Origin of the sequence: Myxococcus guangdongensis (genome assembly GCF_024198255.1) — a bacterium.
Taxonomy (GTDB): Bacteria; Myxococcota; Myxococcia; order Myxococcales; family Myxococcaceae; genus Myxococcus; species Myxococcus guangdongensis.
Window position 1 is genome coordinate 455,648 of sequence record NZ_JAJVKW010000007.1, and the last position, 13,390, is coordinate 469,037.

Consider the following 13,390-nt stretch of genomic DNA (forward strand, 5'->3'; position numbering starts at 1 on the left):
CGCGGCGCGCAGGCGGGCCTCGAGCCGACGCACCCGGTCCTCGAGCGCGGCGACCCGGTGGGCCAGGCGCGCATGGAGGTCCTCGGGCGCTTTCGAGGGCTGACGTCGGGCGGGCGAACGCATCGCGGTCCGCCAGCGTGCCATGGCCCAGCGGTGCCCTCAAGGACCGAGCCGTGGGCCCGTACGCGTGTTATGTGTCGACGTCCCGTGGCTCCAACCCTGTCACCCTTCCGTCCGATCCCGGGCGGGCCCTCGCCGGACCCGCTTCACGGGAGTTTTCGTTCTCCACTCAACCGCGCGCGCGCCGAGGCCGCCGAGCGCAATGCCCAGCAGTTGCTCGAAGATGAGACGCTGGCGCGGCTGCTCACCACCCGGCGCGAGCCGAGGGACTCGGTTCCGAGGGCGCGGGAGGTGTTCGTCAACCGCAACCTGCGCATGTCCGGCGTCGAGCTCATCGGCTTCGACATGGACTACACGCTGGCCATCTACCACATGCGCCGGCTCGAGCAGTTGTCGTTCGACATGACGCTGGCGAAGCTCATCGCCGAGTACCACTACCCGTCCGTCGTGGGGCACCTGCTCTACGACCATCACTTCGTGATGCGTGGGCTGGCGGTGGACCGGGTGAACGGCAACATCCTGAAGATGGACCGCTTCGGCCATGTGGGCCGCGCGTACCACGGGCTGCGTCCGCTCAAGCCGGAGGTGTGGCGGGAGCTGTACCGCAACAAGCGCGTGCGGCTGCGCAACCCGCAGTTCGCGTGGAACGACACGCTCTTCGCGCTGCCGGAGACGTGCCTGTTCGCGGGCATCATCGAGCTGCTGGAGTCGCTGGGCCAGAAGGTGGACTACGGCAAGCTCTACGACGACATCCGCGAGGCCATCGACGCGGTGCACCGGGACAACTCGCTCAAGCGCGAGGTGCGCAAGGACCTGGGGCGCTACGTGTTCCTGGACCCGGAGCTCGGGCCCGCGCTGCACAAGCTGCGCTCGGGTGGCAAGCGGCTGTTCCTGCTGACGAACTCCGCGTGGGACTACACGGACGCGCTGATGAAGTACCTGCTGGACGGGCAGCTGCCGGAGTACCCGAGCTGGCGCAACTACTTCGACGTGGTGGTGACGGCGGCGGGCAAGCCGGGCTTCTTCACGGATGGCCGGCCGTTCCTGGAGCTGGACCCGTCGACGGAGGAAGGACGTGTCCTCGGCGAGGCCACGACGTTGGACCGCGGCAAGGTGTACTCGGGCGGCAACCTGGCGCGCTTCGAGGAGCTGACCGGGTACCGTGGAGAGAACATCCTCTACGTGGGCGACCACATCTACGGCGACATCCTCAAGTCGAAGAAGTCGTCGCTGTGGCGCACGTGCATGGTGGTCCAGGAGATCGAGGACGAGATCACCTACACGGCCACGCGCCTGGAGGAGATCGGCACGCTCACGCAGATGGAGATCCTCCGCGAGCGCCTGGACGACGAGGTCAACCACCACAAGACGCTGCTCAATCTCCTGGAGCGTCGGTTGGACCGCGAGCCGCTGACGCCGGAGGAGCGCGAGTCGACGGAGGAGCAGCGCCGTCAGCTCAAGTCGGAGCTGGACAGGATGCGCCGCGCGCTGAAGGAGGCGACGGACATCGCGGACACGCTGGAGGAGGACGTCGAGGAGGGCTTCAACCCGTACTGGGGCCTGCTGTTCAAGGAGGGCAACGAGAACAGCCGCTTCGGCTACCAGGTGGAGCAGTACGCGTGTCTGTACACCAGCCGCGTGTCGAACTTCCTGCACCACTCGCCCATGCAGTACTACCGCTCGCCCAGAGACCAGATGCCCCACGAGCAGGCTGGAGCGCTCTCCGCGCGCCTGTCGCCCATGGGCGGCGAAGGACCTCCGAAGGGCGCGGGGAAGGACTGAGGCTCACTCCGCCTGGGGCAGCGCGGCCACCCTGCCCCAGGTGACCTCCGAGAAGCGCGAGGTCGGCTCCGGAGTGATGCCCAGCTTGCGCAGGTCATCCGAGTAGCGCGAGCCCTTCACCACCACCCAGCGGCGCGCCACGCGCCGGGCCTCCTCCAGCGCCTCCGCCGTCAGCGGCGCGTGCTCCGCGAAGCGCCGCAGCACCTCGAACGCGGGCTGCGCCTTCTTCGGCTTGCCGAACATCGGGTCGAAGAACACCACGTCGAACGACGCCGAGGGCAACCCCTTCAAGTACGCGTGCGCGTCCGCGTGGTGCACCTCGATGGCGCACGAGTCCGGCCCGCGCTCGAAGTGCCGCAGGCCCTCCGCCGCCACCGCGCACAGCGCGACGCTCTTCTCCACCCCCACCACGCGCCCGGACGGCCCCACCGCCAGCGAGGCCACCAGCGCGTCCTGCGCCAGGCCCAGCGTGCAGTCCAGCACCGCGTCCCCGGCGCGCAGTTCCGCCACCCGCACGAAGGTGTCCGGCTCCCCCGCGGCCAGCCGCATGCGTCGCAGGTGCGCCATGCCCGCATGGAACCCGAAGGAGCCTCCCGGCTCCCAGAGCGTCACGCCGTCGCCCCCCACCACCAGCAGGGCCTGCGCCTTGACGCCCAGCCACGGGGTGATGCCCTCCTTCGGCTTGCGCGGCATCCACGGCAGCCCCCAACGAGCCGCCACCGCCCGCGCCTCCTCGCGCAGGGCCTCGTCCACCTTGCTGCTCGTCGTCACCGCCAAAGGCACCGGTTGCATGAACGCCGCGCATCCTGCCCCAGGCCCACCTCAACGCAACGCATCAGGACGCAAGTCCGTCCTCTCGCGAATGTCGGGATTTAGACCCTAGTAGCTAAAATTTCCGAACATCATAGGAATTCTTGTCTGACCGGCCTAAACCTCTACTTCCTTCGGATGGTGGAGAAAGCCGAAGCCACCATGCGGAGGTTCCCCCTGGAGAACGCGCATGCGTAACAGAGCAACAGGAATGGCCGTGGCATTGCTGTTGGCGGGCCTCGCGGCGAGCACCGCGAGCGCCGCCACCTATGGCGCTCAGCCGTCTGGCTCGTCCGCCATCTTCTTCATCGACACCACGTCGTGGGCCGACATCCACTACAAGGTGAACAACGGTGGGCAGCTCAACTTCCGGATGGCCGTGACGAACGGTCGCAACCAGTACACGGTGGGCGGGCTGAACACCGGCGACGTCGTCGACTATTCGTTCACGTACTGGGACGTGGCGTGCAACTGCGCCTACGACACCGCCTGGGCGCGCTACACGCACTCCGGCACGCAGACACCGGACGCGGGCTCCGGGCCACAGGACGCAGGCCCTGGGCCACAGGACGCAGGCCCCGGGCCTCAAGACGCCGGCCCTCCCCCCGACGTGGGGAACATCGTCCCGCTCTTCAACAGCGGCACCGCGCAGGAGCCCGCCACCACACAGAACACGACCGCCGCGCTCATCACCCGCGTGGGCGACCGGGTCCGCGACAGGCACGCGCGCGAGTCGCAGTACCAGGCGTATGACCACTACCTCGGGCGCTACTTCGAGAACCGCACCTTCTGGCTCGAAATCATCGACGAGGTCGCCAAGGGCGGCAGTCAGATCAAGGTGAACCTGCACACCGTCTACCCCCACGACGGCACCAACTTCCGCGCCTTCTTCCGCGGCCTCAACACCGTGGCGGAGTACTTCCACAACGGCACCTTCGAGCGGGTGAACGACTTCCAATACACCGCCAGCGTCAACTTCAACGCCAAGGAGGGCCGCGCCATCCGCGTCGGCGACCGGATGGAGATCGAGGCCGGCGTCTTCCTTCGGCAACCGGTGGAAGGCCGCTTCAACTACTACGGCCGCGCCCTGCTCTACATCGTCGGCACCGCCGGCATCGTCCCGTTCGAGGGTCAGGGCGCCATCCTCGACTCGTTCCCCCTGCCGGAGACGGCCTGGCTCGGCGGCCGCACCACGCTGAACTACCCGTACTCCAACGAGCCCAGGAACCGGTTCCTCCAGATGGCGCTCAACATCGCGCCGGTGAACGCGCAGCCCTTCGTCGAGGGACGTCGCCTGCACCACACCGACTTCGGCGACGGCAGCCACTCGGAGCCGGGCAACCCGCTCTTCACCGCGCACGCGAACAAGCTCGGCCCGAACTACATCTCCCGCTCCTGCATCGCCTGCCACACGCAGAACGGCCGGGGCCTGCCGCCCGCGGTCAACACCACGCTGGGCAACTACGTGGTGAAGGTGGGTCGCGTCAGCGGCACGACGGTGACGGCGGACCCGTTCCTCGGCTTCCGCCTCCAGCCGCGCAGCACCAGCGGCACGCCCGAGGCGGACGTGCGCATCGCCAGCTGGACGACGAGCACCGGCACCTTCGCGGACGGCACGCCGTACGAGCTGCGCAAGCCGAACTTCAACTTCCTCAACGTCATCCCGACGAACCACTCGGCCCGCATCACCCCGCAGCTGGTGGGCCTGGGACTCCTGGAGGCCATCCCGGAGACGGCCGTGGCCGCGCTCGCGGACCCGAACGACACCAACGGCGATGGCATCTCCGGCCGCATGCAGGCCGTCGTCGACCCGGAGACGGGCCAGACGCGGCTGGGGCGCTTCGGCTGGAAGGCGGGCATCGCGCGGCTCAAGCACCAGGTGGCCGAGGCCCTCAACCGGGACATCGGCGTCACCAGCGCCGTGTTCCCCACCCTGGACTGCGGCCCCTCGCAGCAGGGGTGCTCGGGCTCCAGCCAGGAGCTGAACGCCACGGACCTGGACAAGATGGTCCGCTACGTGGCGCTGCTCGGCGTGCCCGCGCGGCGCGACCTGCGCGACACCCAGGCCCAGCGCGGTGAGACGCTCTTCCAGAACGCCGGCTGCGCGAAGTGCCACGCCACCGGCTTCACCACCAGCGCCTTCCACCCGAACGCGGAGCTGCGCGGCCAGACGATTCGTCCGTACACGGACCTGCTCCTGCACGACATGGGCGCGGGGCTCGCGGACAACCTGCCCGAGGGCATCGCCAGCGGCGCCGAGTGGCGCACGCCTCCGCTCTGGGGCATCGGCCTCACGGCGGGCGTCAGCGGCGGCGAGGCGTACCTGCACGACGGCAGGGCCCGCTCGCTCACCGAGGCCATCCTCTGGCACGGCGGTGAGGGACAGGCCGCGCGCAACGCGTTCGCGGGCATGAACTCCGCGGACCGCGCCGCGCTGCTGCGCTTCCTCCAGACGCTGTAGCCAAAGCACCACCCCGGGCTCGGGGAGTCCGCCACACGCGGGCTCCCCGGGCTCGAGGGACTCAGCCCTCGACGGCCTGCAGCTTCCGTCCCCCCTGCATGATGGCCACGGTGACGGACTGGTTCCGGCCGTTGCGCTTGGAGTGGTAGAGGCACTGGTCGGCCAGGTCGATGAGCTGCTGCTTCTCCATCCCGTTGTCCGGGAAGGTGGCGATGCCCAGCGACATGGTGATGCGCAGCGGGCCCATCTCCGTCTGGAAGACCTCCGCCTTCACCGCCTCGCGGATGCGCTCGGAGATGGTGTACGCGCCCTTGGCGTCCGTCTCCGGCATGACGATGACGAACTCCTCGCCGCCGTAGCGGGCGACGATGTCCGTGTCGCGCGCCATGGACTTGATGATGCGCGCCACGCCCTTGAGCACCTGGTCGCCCGTCGGGTGGCCGTAGGTGTCGTTGACGCTCTTGAAGTGGTCCACGTCCGTGAGGATGACGGAGCACTTGCGCTGGTAGCGCCGCGCCTGCGCCAGGATTTCGTCCGCCTTCGTCTGGAAGGTGCGGTGGTTGAACAGGCCCGTGAGGCCGTCCGTCGTCGCCATCCGCTCCATCTGCTCGTAGAGCTGCGCGCGCAGCACCGCCTGCGCCGCCTGGATGGCGATGACCTCAATCATCCGCAGGACGTCCTGCTCGAAGTTCGCCTTCTTGCGCGAGCCCGCCACCAGCGTGCCCAGGATGCGGTCACCCGCCACCAGCGGGAAGATCTTCAGCGCGCCCAGGCCGCGAATCTGCGTCTCGTCGTCGAAGATGACCTGGCGGTCCATCGCCTTCAGGTCGCGGCCCGGCAGCGGCGCGCCGTAGCGCACCACGTTGGCGACCAGGCCGTTGTTGTCCTGGAACGAGCGCCCCTCGAGCGCCTTGCCCTGCGCCGTGACGCCCGTCATCCGCGCCACGCGGTGCATGCGCTTGCCCTCCACTTCAGACACCAGCGTCACCGCGCAGAAGTCCAGGCCCGCCAGCTGCCGGGTGCTCTCCAGCACCGCGACGAAGACCTGCTCGGGGCTGCCCGCGCGGTTGAGCTCCTCGATGGCGCGGAAGAACCGGTCCTTCTCGTCGCGCGTCTTGCGGATGTAGCTCATCACCCGCTCGACCTCGATGGAGCGCAGCACCTCGCCAGCGATGGTGCAGAGCAGCTTCTCGTCCTGGTCGCTGAACGGCTCGTTGCCCAGGCGGTCCGCCACGAGCACGCCGCGCACCAGCCCGCTGCCCTCGATGATGGGCACCGCCAGCAGCGCCTGCACGCCCGGGCCACCGCCGTCGTAGTACGAGACGCCCTTCAGACCCTGGGGCGAGTTCATCCGCACCGGCGCGCGGCGCTTGAGCACGCCGCCGATGATGCCCTCCCCTGCCCCGAAGCGATCCCGCTGCACTCGGTCCGAGCCGGAGCGGCAGTCGTAGAGCTTCAGGCTCCGGTCATCCGACGTGAGCAGGAACGCCGCGCAGGTGTGCGTGCGCAGCCCCGTCTCGGCGATCTCCAGCGCGGCGTGCACCGCGCCTTCAATCTCCTTCACCGAGGCGACGAGCCACTTCTCGTCGGAGCTCATGCCGCTGAAGCTGTCCTGCGTGCCGGAGCTCACCAGGCGGAAGGTGCGCGCGCGCTCCTCCACCTCGCGGATGCGCTTCTGCACCGCGTCGCTCTCCGCCCGGCGCGCCACGGCGATGCGCGAGGCGAGCACCAGGTGGTACAGACCCGCGAAGAGCACGAGGAACGCCGAGTGCGTCGCGAAGCTGGCCGGGTTCGGCCACGGGCCGCCCATCGTCACCAGCCCATCGAACACCAGCGCCACGCCCAGCAGCGTCAGCCCCGCGTTGCGCGGCAGGAAGGCGACGAGGAACGCCATCAACAGGTAGACGATGGGGAACAGCTCGCCGCCGCCGATGGCCACGACGATGAAGGCCGCGGCGATCAACCCGCCGCCCAGCTCCAGGTCGTCGCGCAGGTCGATGACCGCGCCCACCGAGCCGCGCATGGCCCGGCGCCACGCCGCCACGCCGATGCCCACCAACAGGAACAGCACCAGCCCGGCCTCGGTCCACTCCAGGGTGTGCAACCCCCGGAAGCCTCCACGCGACAGGTGCACGAAGGTGGACAGGCCCGCCACGGCGGGGATGAGCCGCACGACGTGACGCAGCAACTTCCCGGGCGACGGAAACGTGCTCAGCGACGTCATGGGGACTCCAGATGAAAGACGAGTTCGCCCGGCTTCACGTAGCCAAGCTCTTCACGGACGGCCCGCTCCAGCGCGGCGGGGTCCTTGCGCAGGGCGGCGATCTCCTGGCGCAGCGCCTCGTTCTGCGCGTCCAGGGCGGCGTTGCGCTGCTGCAGCGCGCTCACGTCCTGACGCAGGGAGAGGTAGCGACGGAAGCCCTTGGCGTCCGCCACCGACAGCAGGCTCAAGGCCCCCGCCACACCCACCGCCACACCCAGGAGCTTTCCGCGAGCCGTCATGAACGCCACGGACGGTACCAGCGAGCCTTGCCCCCGCAAGTAATCCGCTCCAGCCCTGTAGCAGCCGACGCGGCGTCACTCGCGCGCACCGCAAGCCGCGCGACTCGGAGCCGTCAGTCCTGCTTCAAGAGCTTCTCGATCGCCTTCGCCACGTCCGCGTGCCCCTCCACGCCCTGCCACCCGGCCACCGCGCGGCCCCGCCTGTCGAGCAGCACGGTGGTGGGCAGGCCCTTGATGGGGCCGAACGGACTGCGACCATCGATGATGCGCTCGGACGCGAGCAGCACCGGGTACGGCGACGCGTAGTGGTCCGCGAAGGGCTGCAGCACCCGCGCGCCCTCCAGGTCCATGCCCACGGCCACCACCTGGAAGCCCTGGGCGCCGTACTCGCGCTGGAGCGACTCCAACGTCGGCATCTCCGCCAGGCACGGGAAGCACCACGTGGCGAAGAAGGAGACCAGGACGACCTTGCCGGACAGCTTGCGCACGTCGTGACGCGTGGGCCCTACCGACGGCAGGGCCAGCGCGTGCAGGAAGGCCGGCCCCGCGTCCACCGGCCGCGACCCAGCACAGCCCGCCGACACGAAGGTCAGCAGGACGGCACAGGCCGCGACTCGGAGGACGGCCCGCATGTCACGCTTCCGAATCAGGTGGGCCGGCACCGCGCTGACACTCACGACACAAGCCGTACAGCTCCATCTTGTGCGACGTCACCGTGAAGCCGTGCTTGCGGGCCACCGCGTCCTGGAGCGTCTCGATGCGGTCGTTCTCGAACTCGACGATGGTGCCGCAGCGGGTGCAGATGAGGTGATCATGATGGTCCCTGCCCGCCGCCGCCTCGTAGCGCGTCTGGCCGTCACCGAAGTTGCGCGCATGGGCCAGGCCACACTCGTTGAGCAGCTTCATGGTCCGGTAGACGGTGGCCACGGAGACCTTCGCGTCCTGGGAGCGGACCTTGTTCCACAGCTCCTCCACCGAGAGGTGGCCGCCGACGGCGAAGAAGGTGTCGATGATGAGGCTGCGCTGACGCGTGCTCTTGAGGCCGTGTTGGGCCATGTAGCGGGCGAGCACCTCGTCCTTGTCCTTGATTTCTTCGTGGCCCTGCATGGAAATCCCTCGGTAGGAGGCCGACCTTGCGGTGCCCCTCCTCATCCTTGTTGTAACCGCGCCGAGCGAATCGCGCGCTTCCCGCCCCGCCCCAGGCTTCGGTCATCCTCGAAGTAAACTGTCAGCGACGACTGTTGGTCTCCGGACGTGGGGCATCTGATACCTCCAGCCCATACTGCCGGCAACGTCCGGCAGCCGGCGCCAGCAAGCCCTCCCCCCTCCGCTCGCCCCCCATCGCGACTTGCAACCGCCACAGGCTGTTTAGAATGGAGTCGGACTGGCTCATTGACACCTGTCTGGCCGCGAAGATAGAGGCATCCGCCCTCGTAAACGAGCATTTTTCCGCACCTTTCCAATGACCAGCCCCTGGCAGAGAAGACGACAGCCCGACGACGTTCCCACCCCCGTGGCGGTTGCCGTCTCGGATTTCTGCCGGCGCGCGAAGTCGCCGGCCCCCGCTCCGGAGGTCCGGGAAGCGCTCGCCTTGTTGGCCGAGGACGACGACTTCCGGGTCCGAGCCCTCACCGACGGTGAGCCCGAGACGTCCCCCCTCGGCCCCTTCGCCGTGGTGGACATCCTCCAGGGCACCGCCCCCGCCGTCGCCGCGCAGCGCCAGTCCTGCGGCTTCTACGACGTGGCGCGGGAGCTGGCCTACGTGCGCGAGCAGAAGACGCCCAAGCCCGCGCCCGCCGCCGACCCCGCCATCCCCACCTTCGCCACCCCCGCCCCCCAGCCCTCGGGCGACGGCGCGGCCAAGGCGGCGAAGAAGGGCGCCAAGGCCGAGGAGCCCTCCATCCTGGAGCGCATCGCGCCCAAGAAGCGCGTCGCCGTGGACGAGGAGACGACCTCGCCCATGGATCAGGACGAGGGGCACAGCTTCCTGCGCCGCGACCTCCCCCGCCCCCGCGGCCGGTTCACCCGCGTGGAGGCGCCTCGCACGCCGTTCATCGAGCTGACGCGCCAGAGCGGCAAGGACGTGCTGGAGGCCTCGCTGGAGGGCTCCGAGCACCGCTTCGCCCTGCTGCGAAATCTCTCGCACCGCTTCAACGGCTCGCGGGGAGACCTGTCCCTGGTGGATCTGGAGACGGTGCTGCGCGATCACGGCCTGATGGAGGCGCTGCAGGAGAAGGAGCGACTCCAGCTCCTGGATGCCTACACGCAGCAGCGCGGCGCCACGGGCCGGGTGGGCTGGGCGCTGGGCGTGAGCCCGCCGGAGCTGAACCGGCTGGTGTCCGCGGTGGGGCTGACCGAGGAGGTCGAGGCCCTGCGCGAGCGCTTCCGCCGGGAGGCGCTGGCCACGACCCACCTGACGCACCGGTTGGATCTGCTGGGGCGCGAGAAGTACCTCGCGGACCTGGGCATCCAGCGCAAGTTCAACGACTCGCTCCGCAAGGAGCTGGAGCGGCTGCTGCGGGACGAGGTCCCCACCGCCACGGACCTGCACGGCCTGGCCGAGGCCGTGGGCCGCAAGTATGGCTCGCCCGGCGAGCTGGTCTTCCGCGCCATCGAGCGCCTGGGGCTGGCGGAGGGCCTGCGCAAGCAGCTGCACTCCGGTGGCCCTTCCTCAACACCCTGAAGAGGCAAAGCACCCATGCCCATCTACGAGTACGCCTGTCAGAGCTGTGGAAAGATCATCGACGTGCTGCAGAAGATCTCCGACCCGACGCCCGCGGCCTGCACCGCCTGCGGCGCGGAGGGCTCGCTGACCAAGGTGGTCAGCCGCTCCAGCTTCGTCCTCAAGGGCGGAGGCTGGTACTCGGACCTGTACAGCTCCACGAAGAAGGACGGCGACTCGTCGTCCTCGTCCAGCTCGTCCTCGTCCAGCAGCAGCGCGTCGTCGAGCAGCACGCCGTCCAGCAGCGCCCCCGCCGCGTCGAGCCCCGCCTCCACGCCGGCGGCGGCCTCCAGCGACAAGAAGTAGTGCGCCAGGACGGGAGGGGCTGAAAATTCGCGCGGGGTCCGGGAGCGACGCACACTCGCGTCCCGTGCCCTTCCCTCCCTCCAAGCGTCCTCCCCGTCGCTGCGCCCTGTGTGGCCACCCGGAGCTCACGGATACGCGCGGGCTCGGCCGCTTCCTGCTCGTGCCGGACCCGCATGGCCGAGGCCCCGTGTGCCCGTCGCAGCGCGGCTGCCGTGGCGGCAAGCGGGACAGCTCGGCCGAGTCCACGCTGACGCAGGCCTCGCGCTGAGCTAAACCGGGACCTCCCGCGCCCTGTCGCGGAAGGTGCCCCGATGCTCGCTCGACGCCCCCCCTCCCTCCTGGCTGTCCTCGTGCTGACCGCGCTCGCGGCCGGCTGCGGCAACTACACCCGCATGGCGCCGGACGCCCGCACGTCCCTCCAGCGGACCCTCACCGGCCCCGACGCGGAGCAGTACCTGCGCCTGTCCGGCAACGTCCTGCCCTTCTTCGGCGACGGCACCAAGCGGCTGCTCACGCCCTACGCCCCCGAGGACGTGTTCCTGCTGGATGACAGCAGCGGCAAGCCCATCTCCCCCGGCGCGGTGGAGCGCACCCTGCCGGTGGGCACGAAGCTGCGCATCACCAAGGTGGAGTTCCCCACCGCGTGGGTGGTGGCCGAGCGCGTGCTCTACACCCCGCGCACCTGGCCATGGGTGTACCTGGCCGAGGACGGCGCGAAGCCGGACGCCCCGCCCCTCATCCTCGTGCTGCCGCCCAACCTGGAGCAGCCCAACGACTTCCGCGCGGAGCTGGAGAAGTACCTCTCCTCGCAGAACCCCAAGACGGTGTTCGAGGCGCTCGCCGTCCCCGTGCGCGACGCCATCCGGGAGAAGCGCCTGGTCGCCAACATGTCGGCGGACGCGGTGCGCATGGCCTGGGGTCCGCCGGAGCGCGTGCACCGCTCGCTGGAGGGCACCGCCAAGAACGAGGAGTGGACGTACCCGGGTGGGCGCCGCAAGGCCTTCCTGTCGGACGGCCGGCTCGCTCGCGCCGAGGAGGCCCGGGCCTCCGTGCTGCCCTGAGACGAGGCCGGGGCCTCCGTGCTGCCCTGAGACGAGGCCGGGGCCTCCGTGCGGCCCTGCCGCCGAGGCCGGGGCCTCCCGAGCCGCCCTGAGCCGCTGAGAGCCCCTACCGGCGACCGCCGCCGCCACCACCGCGGCGGCGCTTGCCACCACCGCCACCGCCGCCCTGCTTGCGGGCCGCCTGGGCCTCACCCGGGCGCGTCAGCCGGGGCAGCTCGCCGGCCATCACCGGCCAGAACTCGCCCTTGAGCAGCTCGGTGATCAGCTGAGCCTGCGACGTCACCGGGTTCTTGAAGAACGTGGCGCCGCGCCCCACCTCGTCCAGCGAGCCACGCGCGTCGCTGCCACCGGTGCACGGCAGCTTCAGCGCCTCGGCGGCCTCCACGGCCAGGTCATTGGACGTCTGCTTCACCCGGGCGTTGTAGCCCTCCACCGCGCACAGCACGTTGAGCGAGCGGACGTAGTCCATGGCCGGGTTGGGCGAATCCCTGTCGAAGGGCCGGGCGGCGACGATCGCGGCACCCAGGGCCTTCACCTTGGACAGACACTCCGCGGCGCTCCAGGGCTTCTCGCGGTTGCTGCCCCACATCTGCACGGGCTCCGGGGCCAGCTCCGGCTTCGGGAAGAAGCACAGGTATTGGCCTCGGTCCGTGACCAGCTCCAGCCCGACGAAGACCTTCACCTTCGCCTTCGCACCAATCTCGAACAGCTCGTCGCAGCCGTCCTGGGTGTTCGTCTCCGTGAAGGCCACCCCGTCCAGGCCGAACATCGCGGCCCGTTCCAGCACGGCGCGAGGGTCCAGCTCGCACCCCTTGGACAGGTGGGAATGGGCGTGCAGGTCGATGAGCATGGGCGCCGCTCCCTAACAGGCTCCCCTGGGACTGTCGAGCCCGTGCTGCCCGCCCTGTCCCTCTCAGGCGAACGCGTAGGACTGGAAGGTCCCCTGCTTGGCCTGCGTGTTCTTCTCCTCGTAGGTGCGGATGAGGTAGCCCATCAGCATCAGCGAGGACGTGTTCTCCAGCACCCGGGACGGGTCCTTGGAGATGAGATTGGCGCTGTAGTTGAGGAAGAACTGCGCCAGCTCCTCCCCCGCCTCCTTGACGATGAGCGCGTTCAGCGCGGTGGGCTCCATCGTCCGGATGGTGTTGATGAAATCAACCGCCAGATCCTTCTTGGTCTTCACGTCCACGGGCCTGCCCCCTTCCCCAACACGCCGCCACTCGTGGCCCCTGCCGCGAGCGCCCCCAAACGGGTGCGACCAGAACAATCTAGGCATGTCCCCCGCGCTGCAAACCCCCGCCACGAGGCCGCCCGCGCCCCACCCGCCAGGAAGCCGGGTTTTTGACACCTCTGAACACCCCGTGCGATAAAGCCCCCTTGTCCTGTGTCGGGACCGCACAAGGAGTGGCAGGCGATGTTCACGGGCGTGAAGGTCTTCTCCGCCACCAAGGCGAAGGAGCGCGAGGAGCTGGGTGAGAACGTCACCCGTTGGATGAAGAGCAACTCCGATCTGGAGATCGTGGATCGCGTGGTGGCCCAGTCATCCGATAACGAATTCCACTGCTACACCCTCGTGCTCTTCTACCGGCACGGGAAGCAGCAGCCGCCGTCGCAGCCGTAGTGACG

The 13,390-nt window shown here is 69.5% G+C and carries 14 protein-coding genes; 7 read left to right on the forward strand and 7 right to left on the reverse strand.

The window, feature by feature from the left end; all coding sequences use genetic code 11:
- Window positions 1-192: 192 nt before the first annotated feature.
- A complete protein-coding gene (locus tag LXT21_RS23565; RefSeq protein ID WP_254040417.1) occupies window positions 193-1,902 on the forward strand; it encodes an HAD-IG family 5'-nucleotidase in 1,710 nt (569 codons plus the stop codon).
- Between the two features lie 3 nt (window positions 1,903-1,905).
- Here LXT21_RS23565 and LXT21_RS23570 read toward each other — a convergent pair whose 3' ends face one another.
- Window positions 1,906-2,694 (reverse strand): class I SAM-dependent methyltransferase, encoded by a 789-nt coding sequence (locus LXT21_RS23570; protein ID WP_254040418.1) that lies wholly within the window; start codon window positions 2,692-2,694, stop codon window positions 1,906-1,908.
- A 229-nt stretch (window positions 2,695-2,923) separates the two neighbouring features.
- On the opposite strand from LXT21_RS23570, the gene LXT21_RS23575 reads away from it, so the two are divergent.
- Entirely contained in the window at window positions 2,924-5,173 is a 2,250-nt protein-coding gene (locus LXT21_RS23575) for a di-heme oxidoreductase family protein (protein WP_254040419.1), read from the forward strand.
- Window positions 5,174-5,234: 61 nt separating this feature from the next.
- Here the strand turns inward: LXT21_RS23575 and LXT21_RS23580 are convergent, their stop codons facing one another.
- From LXT21_RS23580 to LXT21_RS23595, 4 genes are all read right to left on the reverse strand, one after another.
- A complete protein-coding gene (locus LXT21_RS23580) occupies window positions 5,235-7,397 on the reverse strand; it encodes a sensor domain-containing diguanylate cyclase (RefSeq protein WP_254040420.1) in 2,163 nt (720 codons plus the stop codon).
- On the reverse strand, window positions 7,394-7,675 hold the full coding sequence (locus tag LXT21_RS23585) for an FtsB family cell division protein (RefSeq protein ID WP_046718030.1): 282 nt from the start codon (window positions 7,673-7,675) through the stop codon (window positions 7,394-7,396). The genes LXT21_RS23580 and LXT21_RS23585 overlap by 4 nt, the downstream gene beginning before the upstream one ends.
- Before the next feature lie 113 nt (window positions 7,676-7,788).
- A complete protein-coding gene (locus LXT21_RS23590) occupies window positions 7,789-8,307 on the reverse strand; it encodes a TlpA family protein disulfide reductase (protein ID WP_254040421.1) in 519 nt (172 codons plus the stop codon).
- Between the two features lies 1 nt (window position 8,308).
- The gene (locus LXT21_RS23595) at window positions 8,309-8,782 is read right to left on the reverse strand and encodes a Fur family transcriptional regulator (protein WP_254040422.1); all 474 of its coding nucleotides are present in this window, start codon (window positions 8,780-8,782) and stop codon (window positions 8,309-8,311) included.
- A 406-nt stretch (window positions 8,783-9,188) separates the two neighbouring features.
- On the opposite strand from LXT21_RS23595, the gene LXT21_RS23600 reads away from it, so the two are divergent.
- The 4 genes from LXT21_RS23600 to LXT21_RS23615 all read left to right on the forward strand — a co-directional run bounded on the left by LXT21_RS23600 (window position 9,189) and on the right by LXT21_RS23615 (window position 11,764).
- Window positions 9,189-10,358, forward strand: a complete 1,170-nt coding sequence (locus LXT21_RS23600; RefSeq protein ID WP_323394856.1) for a hypothetical protein — start codon at window positions 9,189-9,191, stop codon at window positions 10,356-10,358.
- Window positions 10,359-10,373: 15 nt separating this feature from the next.
- On the forward strand, window positions 10,374-10,703 hold the full coding sequence (locus LXT21_RS23605) for an FmdB family zinc ribbon protein (protein WP_254040424.1): 330 nt from the start codon (window positions 10,374-10,376) through the stop codon (window positions 10,701-10,703).
- Between the two features lie 64 nt (window positions 10,704-10,767).
- Window positions 10,768-10,971, forward strand: a complete 204-nt coding sequence (locus LXT21_RS23610) for a hypothetical protein (RefSeq protein WP_046713891.1) — start codon at window positions 10,768-10,770, stop codon at window positions 10,969-10,971.
- Between the two features lie 43 nt (window positions 10,972-11,014).
- The gene (locus LXT21_RS23615) at window positions 11,015-11,764 is read left to right on the forward strand and encodes a hypothetical protein (RefSeq protein WP_254040425.1); all 750 of its coding nucleotides are present in this window, start codon (window positions 11,015-11,017) and stop codon (window positions 11,762-11,764) included.
- A 106-nt stretch (window positions 11,765-11,870) separates the two neighbouring features.
- Here LXT21_RS23615 and LXT21_RS23620 read toward each other — a convergent pair whose 3' ends face one another.
- Window positions 11,871-12,614: a PHP-associated domain-containing protein gene (locus LXT21_RS23620; protein ID WP_254040426.1), complete on the reverse strand. Its 744-nt coding sequence runs from the start codon at window positions 12,612-12,614 to the stop codon at window positions 11,871-11,873.
- 63 nt (window positions 12,615-12,677) lie between these two features.
- Window positions 12,678-12,953 carry a hypothetical protein gene (locus LXT21_RS23625; RefSeq protein WP_046713894.1) on the reverse strand — a complete coding sequence of 92 codons (276 nt, stop codon included), beginning with the start codon at window positions 12,951-12,953 and terminating at the stop codon, window positions 12,678-12,680.
- A 225-nt stretch (window positions 12,954-13,178) separates the two neighbouring features.
- Here LXT21_RS23625 and LXT21_RS23630 point away from each other — a divergent pair, with 225 nt between their 5' ends.
- The gene (locus LXT21_RS23630) at window positions 13,179-13,385 is read left to right on the forward strand and encodes a hypothetical protein (RefSeq protein WP_046713895.1); all 207 of its coding nucleotides are present in this window, start codon (window positions 13,179-13,181) and stop codon (window positions 13,383-13,385) included.
- Window positions 13,386-13,390: the final 5 nt, after the last annotated feature.

Excerpts from the sequence above, each read along its gene's own strand:
- LXT21_RS23565 (WP_254040417.1), top strand. The coding sequence starts at position 193 with ATGTGTCGACGTCCCGTGGCTCCAACCCTGTCACCCTTCCGTCCGATC.
- LXT21_RS23570 (WP_254040418.1), bottom strand. The coding sequence starts at position 2,694 with ATGCAACCGGTGCCTTTGGCGGTGACGACGAGCAGCAAGGTGGACGAG.
- LXT21_RS23575 (WP_254040419.1), top strand. The coding sequence starts at position 2,924 with ATGGCCGTGGCATTGCTGTTGGCGGGCCTCGCGGCGAGCACCGCGAGC.
- LXT21_RS23580 (WP_254040420.1), bottom strand. The coding sequence starts at position 7,397 with ATGACGTCGCTGAGCACGTTTCCGTCGCCCGGGAAGTTGCTGCGTCAC.
- LXT21_RS23585 (WP_046718030.1), bottom strand. The coding sequence starts at position 7,675 with ATGACGGCTCGCGGAAAGCTCCTGGGTGTGGCGGTGGGTGTGGCGGGG.
- LXT21_RS23590 (WP_254040421.1), bottom strand. The coding sequence starts at position 8,307 with ATGCGGGCCGTCCTCCGAGTCGCGGCCTGTGCCGTCCTGCTGACCTTC.
- LXT21_RS23595 (WP_254040422.1), bottom strand. The coding sequence starts at position 8,782 with ATGCAGGGCCACGAAGAAATCAAGGACAAGGACGAGGTGCTCGCCCGC.
- LXT21_RS23605 (WP_254040424.1), top strand. The coding sequence starts at position 10,374 with ATGCCCATCTACGAGTACGCCTGTCAGAGCTGTGGAAAGATCATCGAC.
- LXT21_RS23615 (WP_254040425.1), top strand. The coding sequence starts at position 11,015 with ATGCTCGCTCGACGCCCCCCCTCCCTCCTGGCTGTCCTCGTGCTGACC.
- LXT21_RS23620 (WP_254040426.1), bottom strand. The coding sequence starts at position 12,614 with ATGCTCATCGACCTGCACGCCCATTCCCACCTGTCCAAGGGGTGCGAG.
- LXT21_RS23630 (WP_046713895.1), top strand. The coding sequence starts at position 13,179 with ATGTTCACGGGCGTGAAGGTCTTCTCCGCCACCAAGGCGAAGGAGCGC.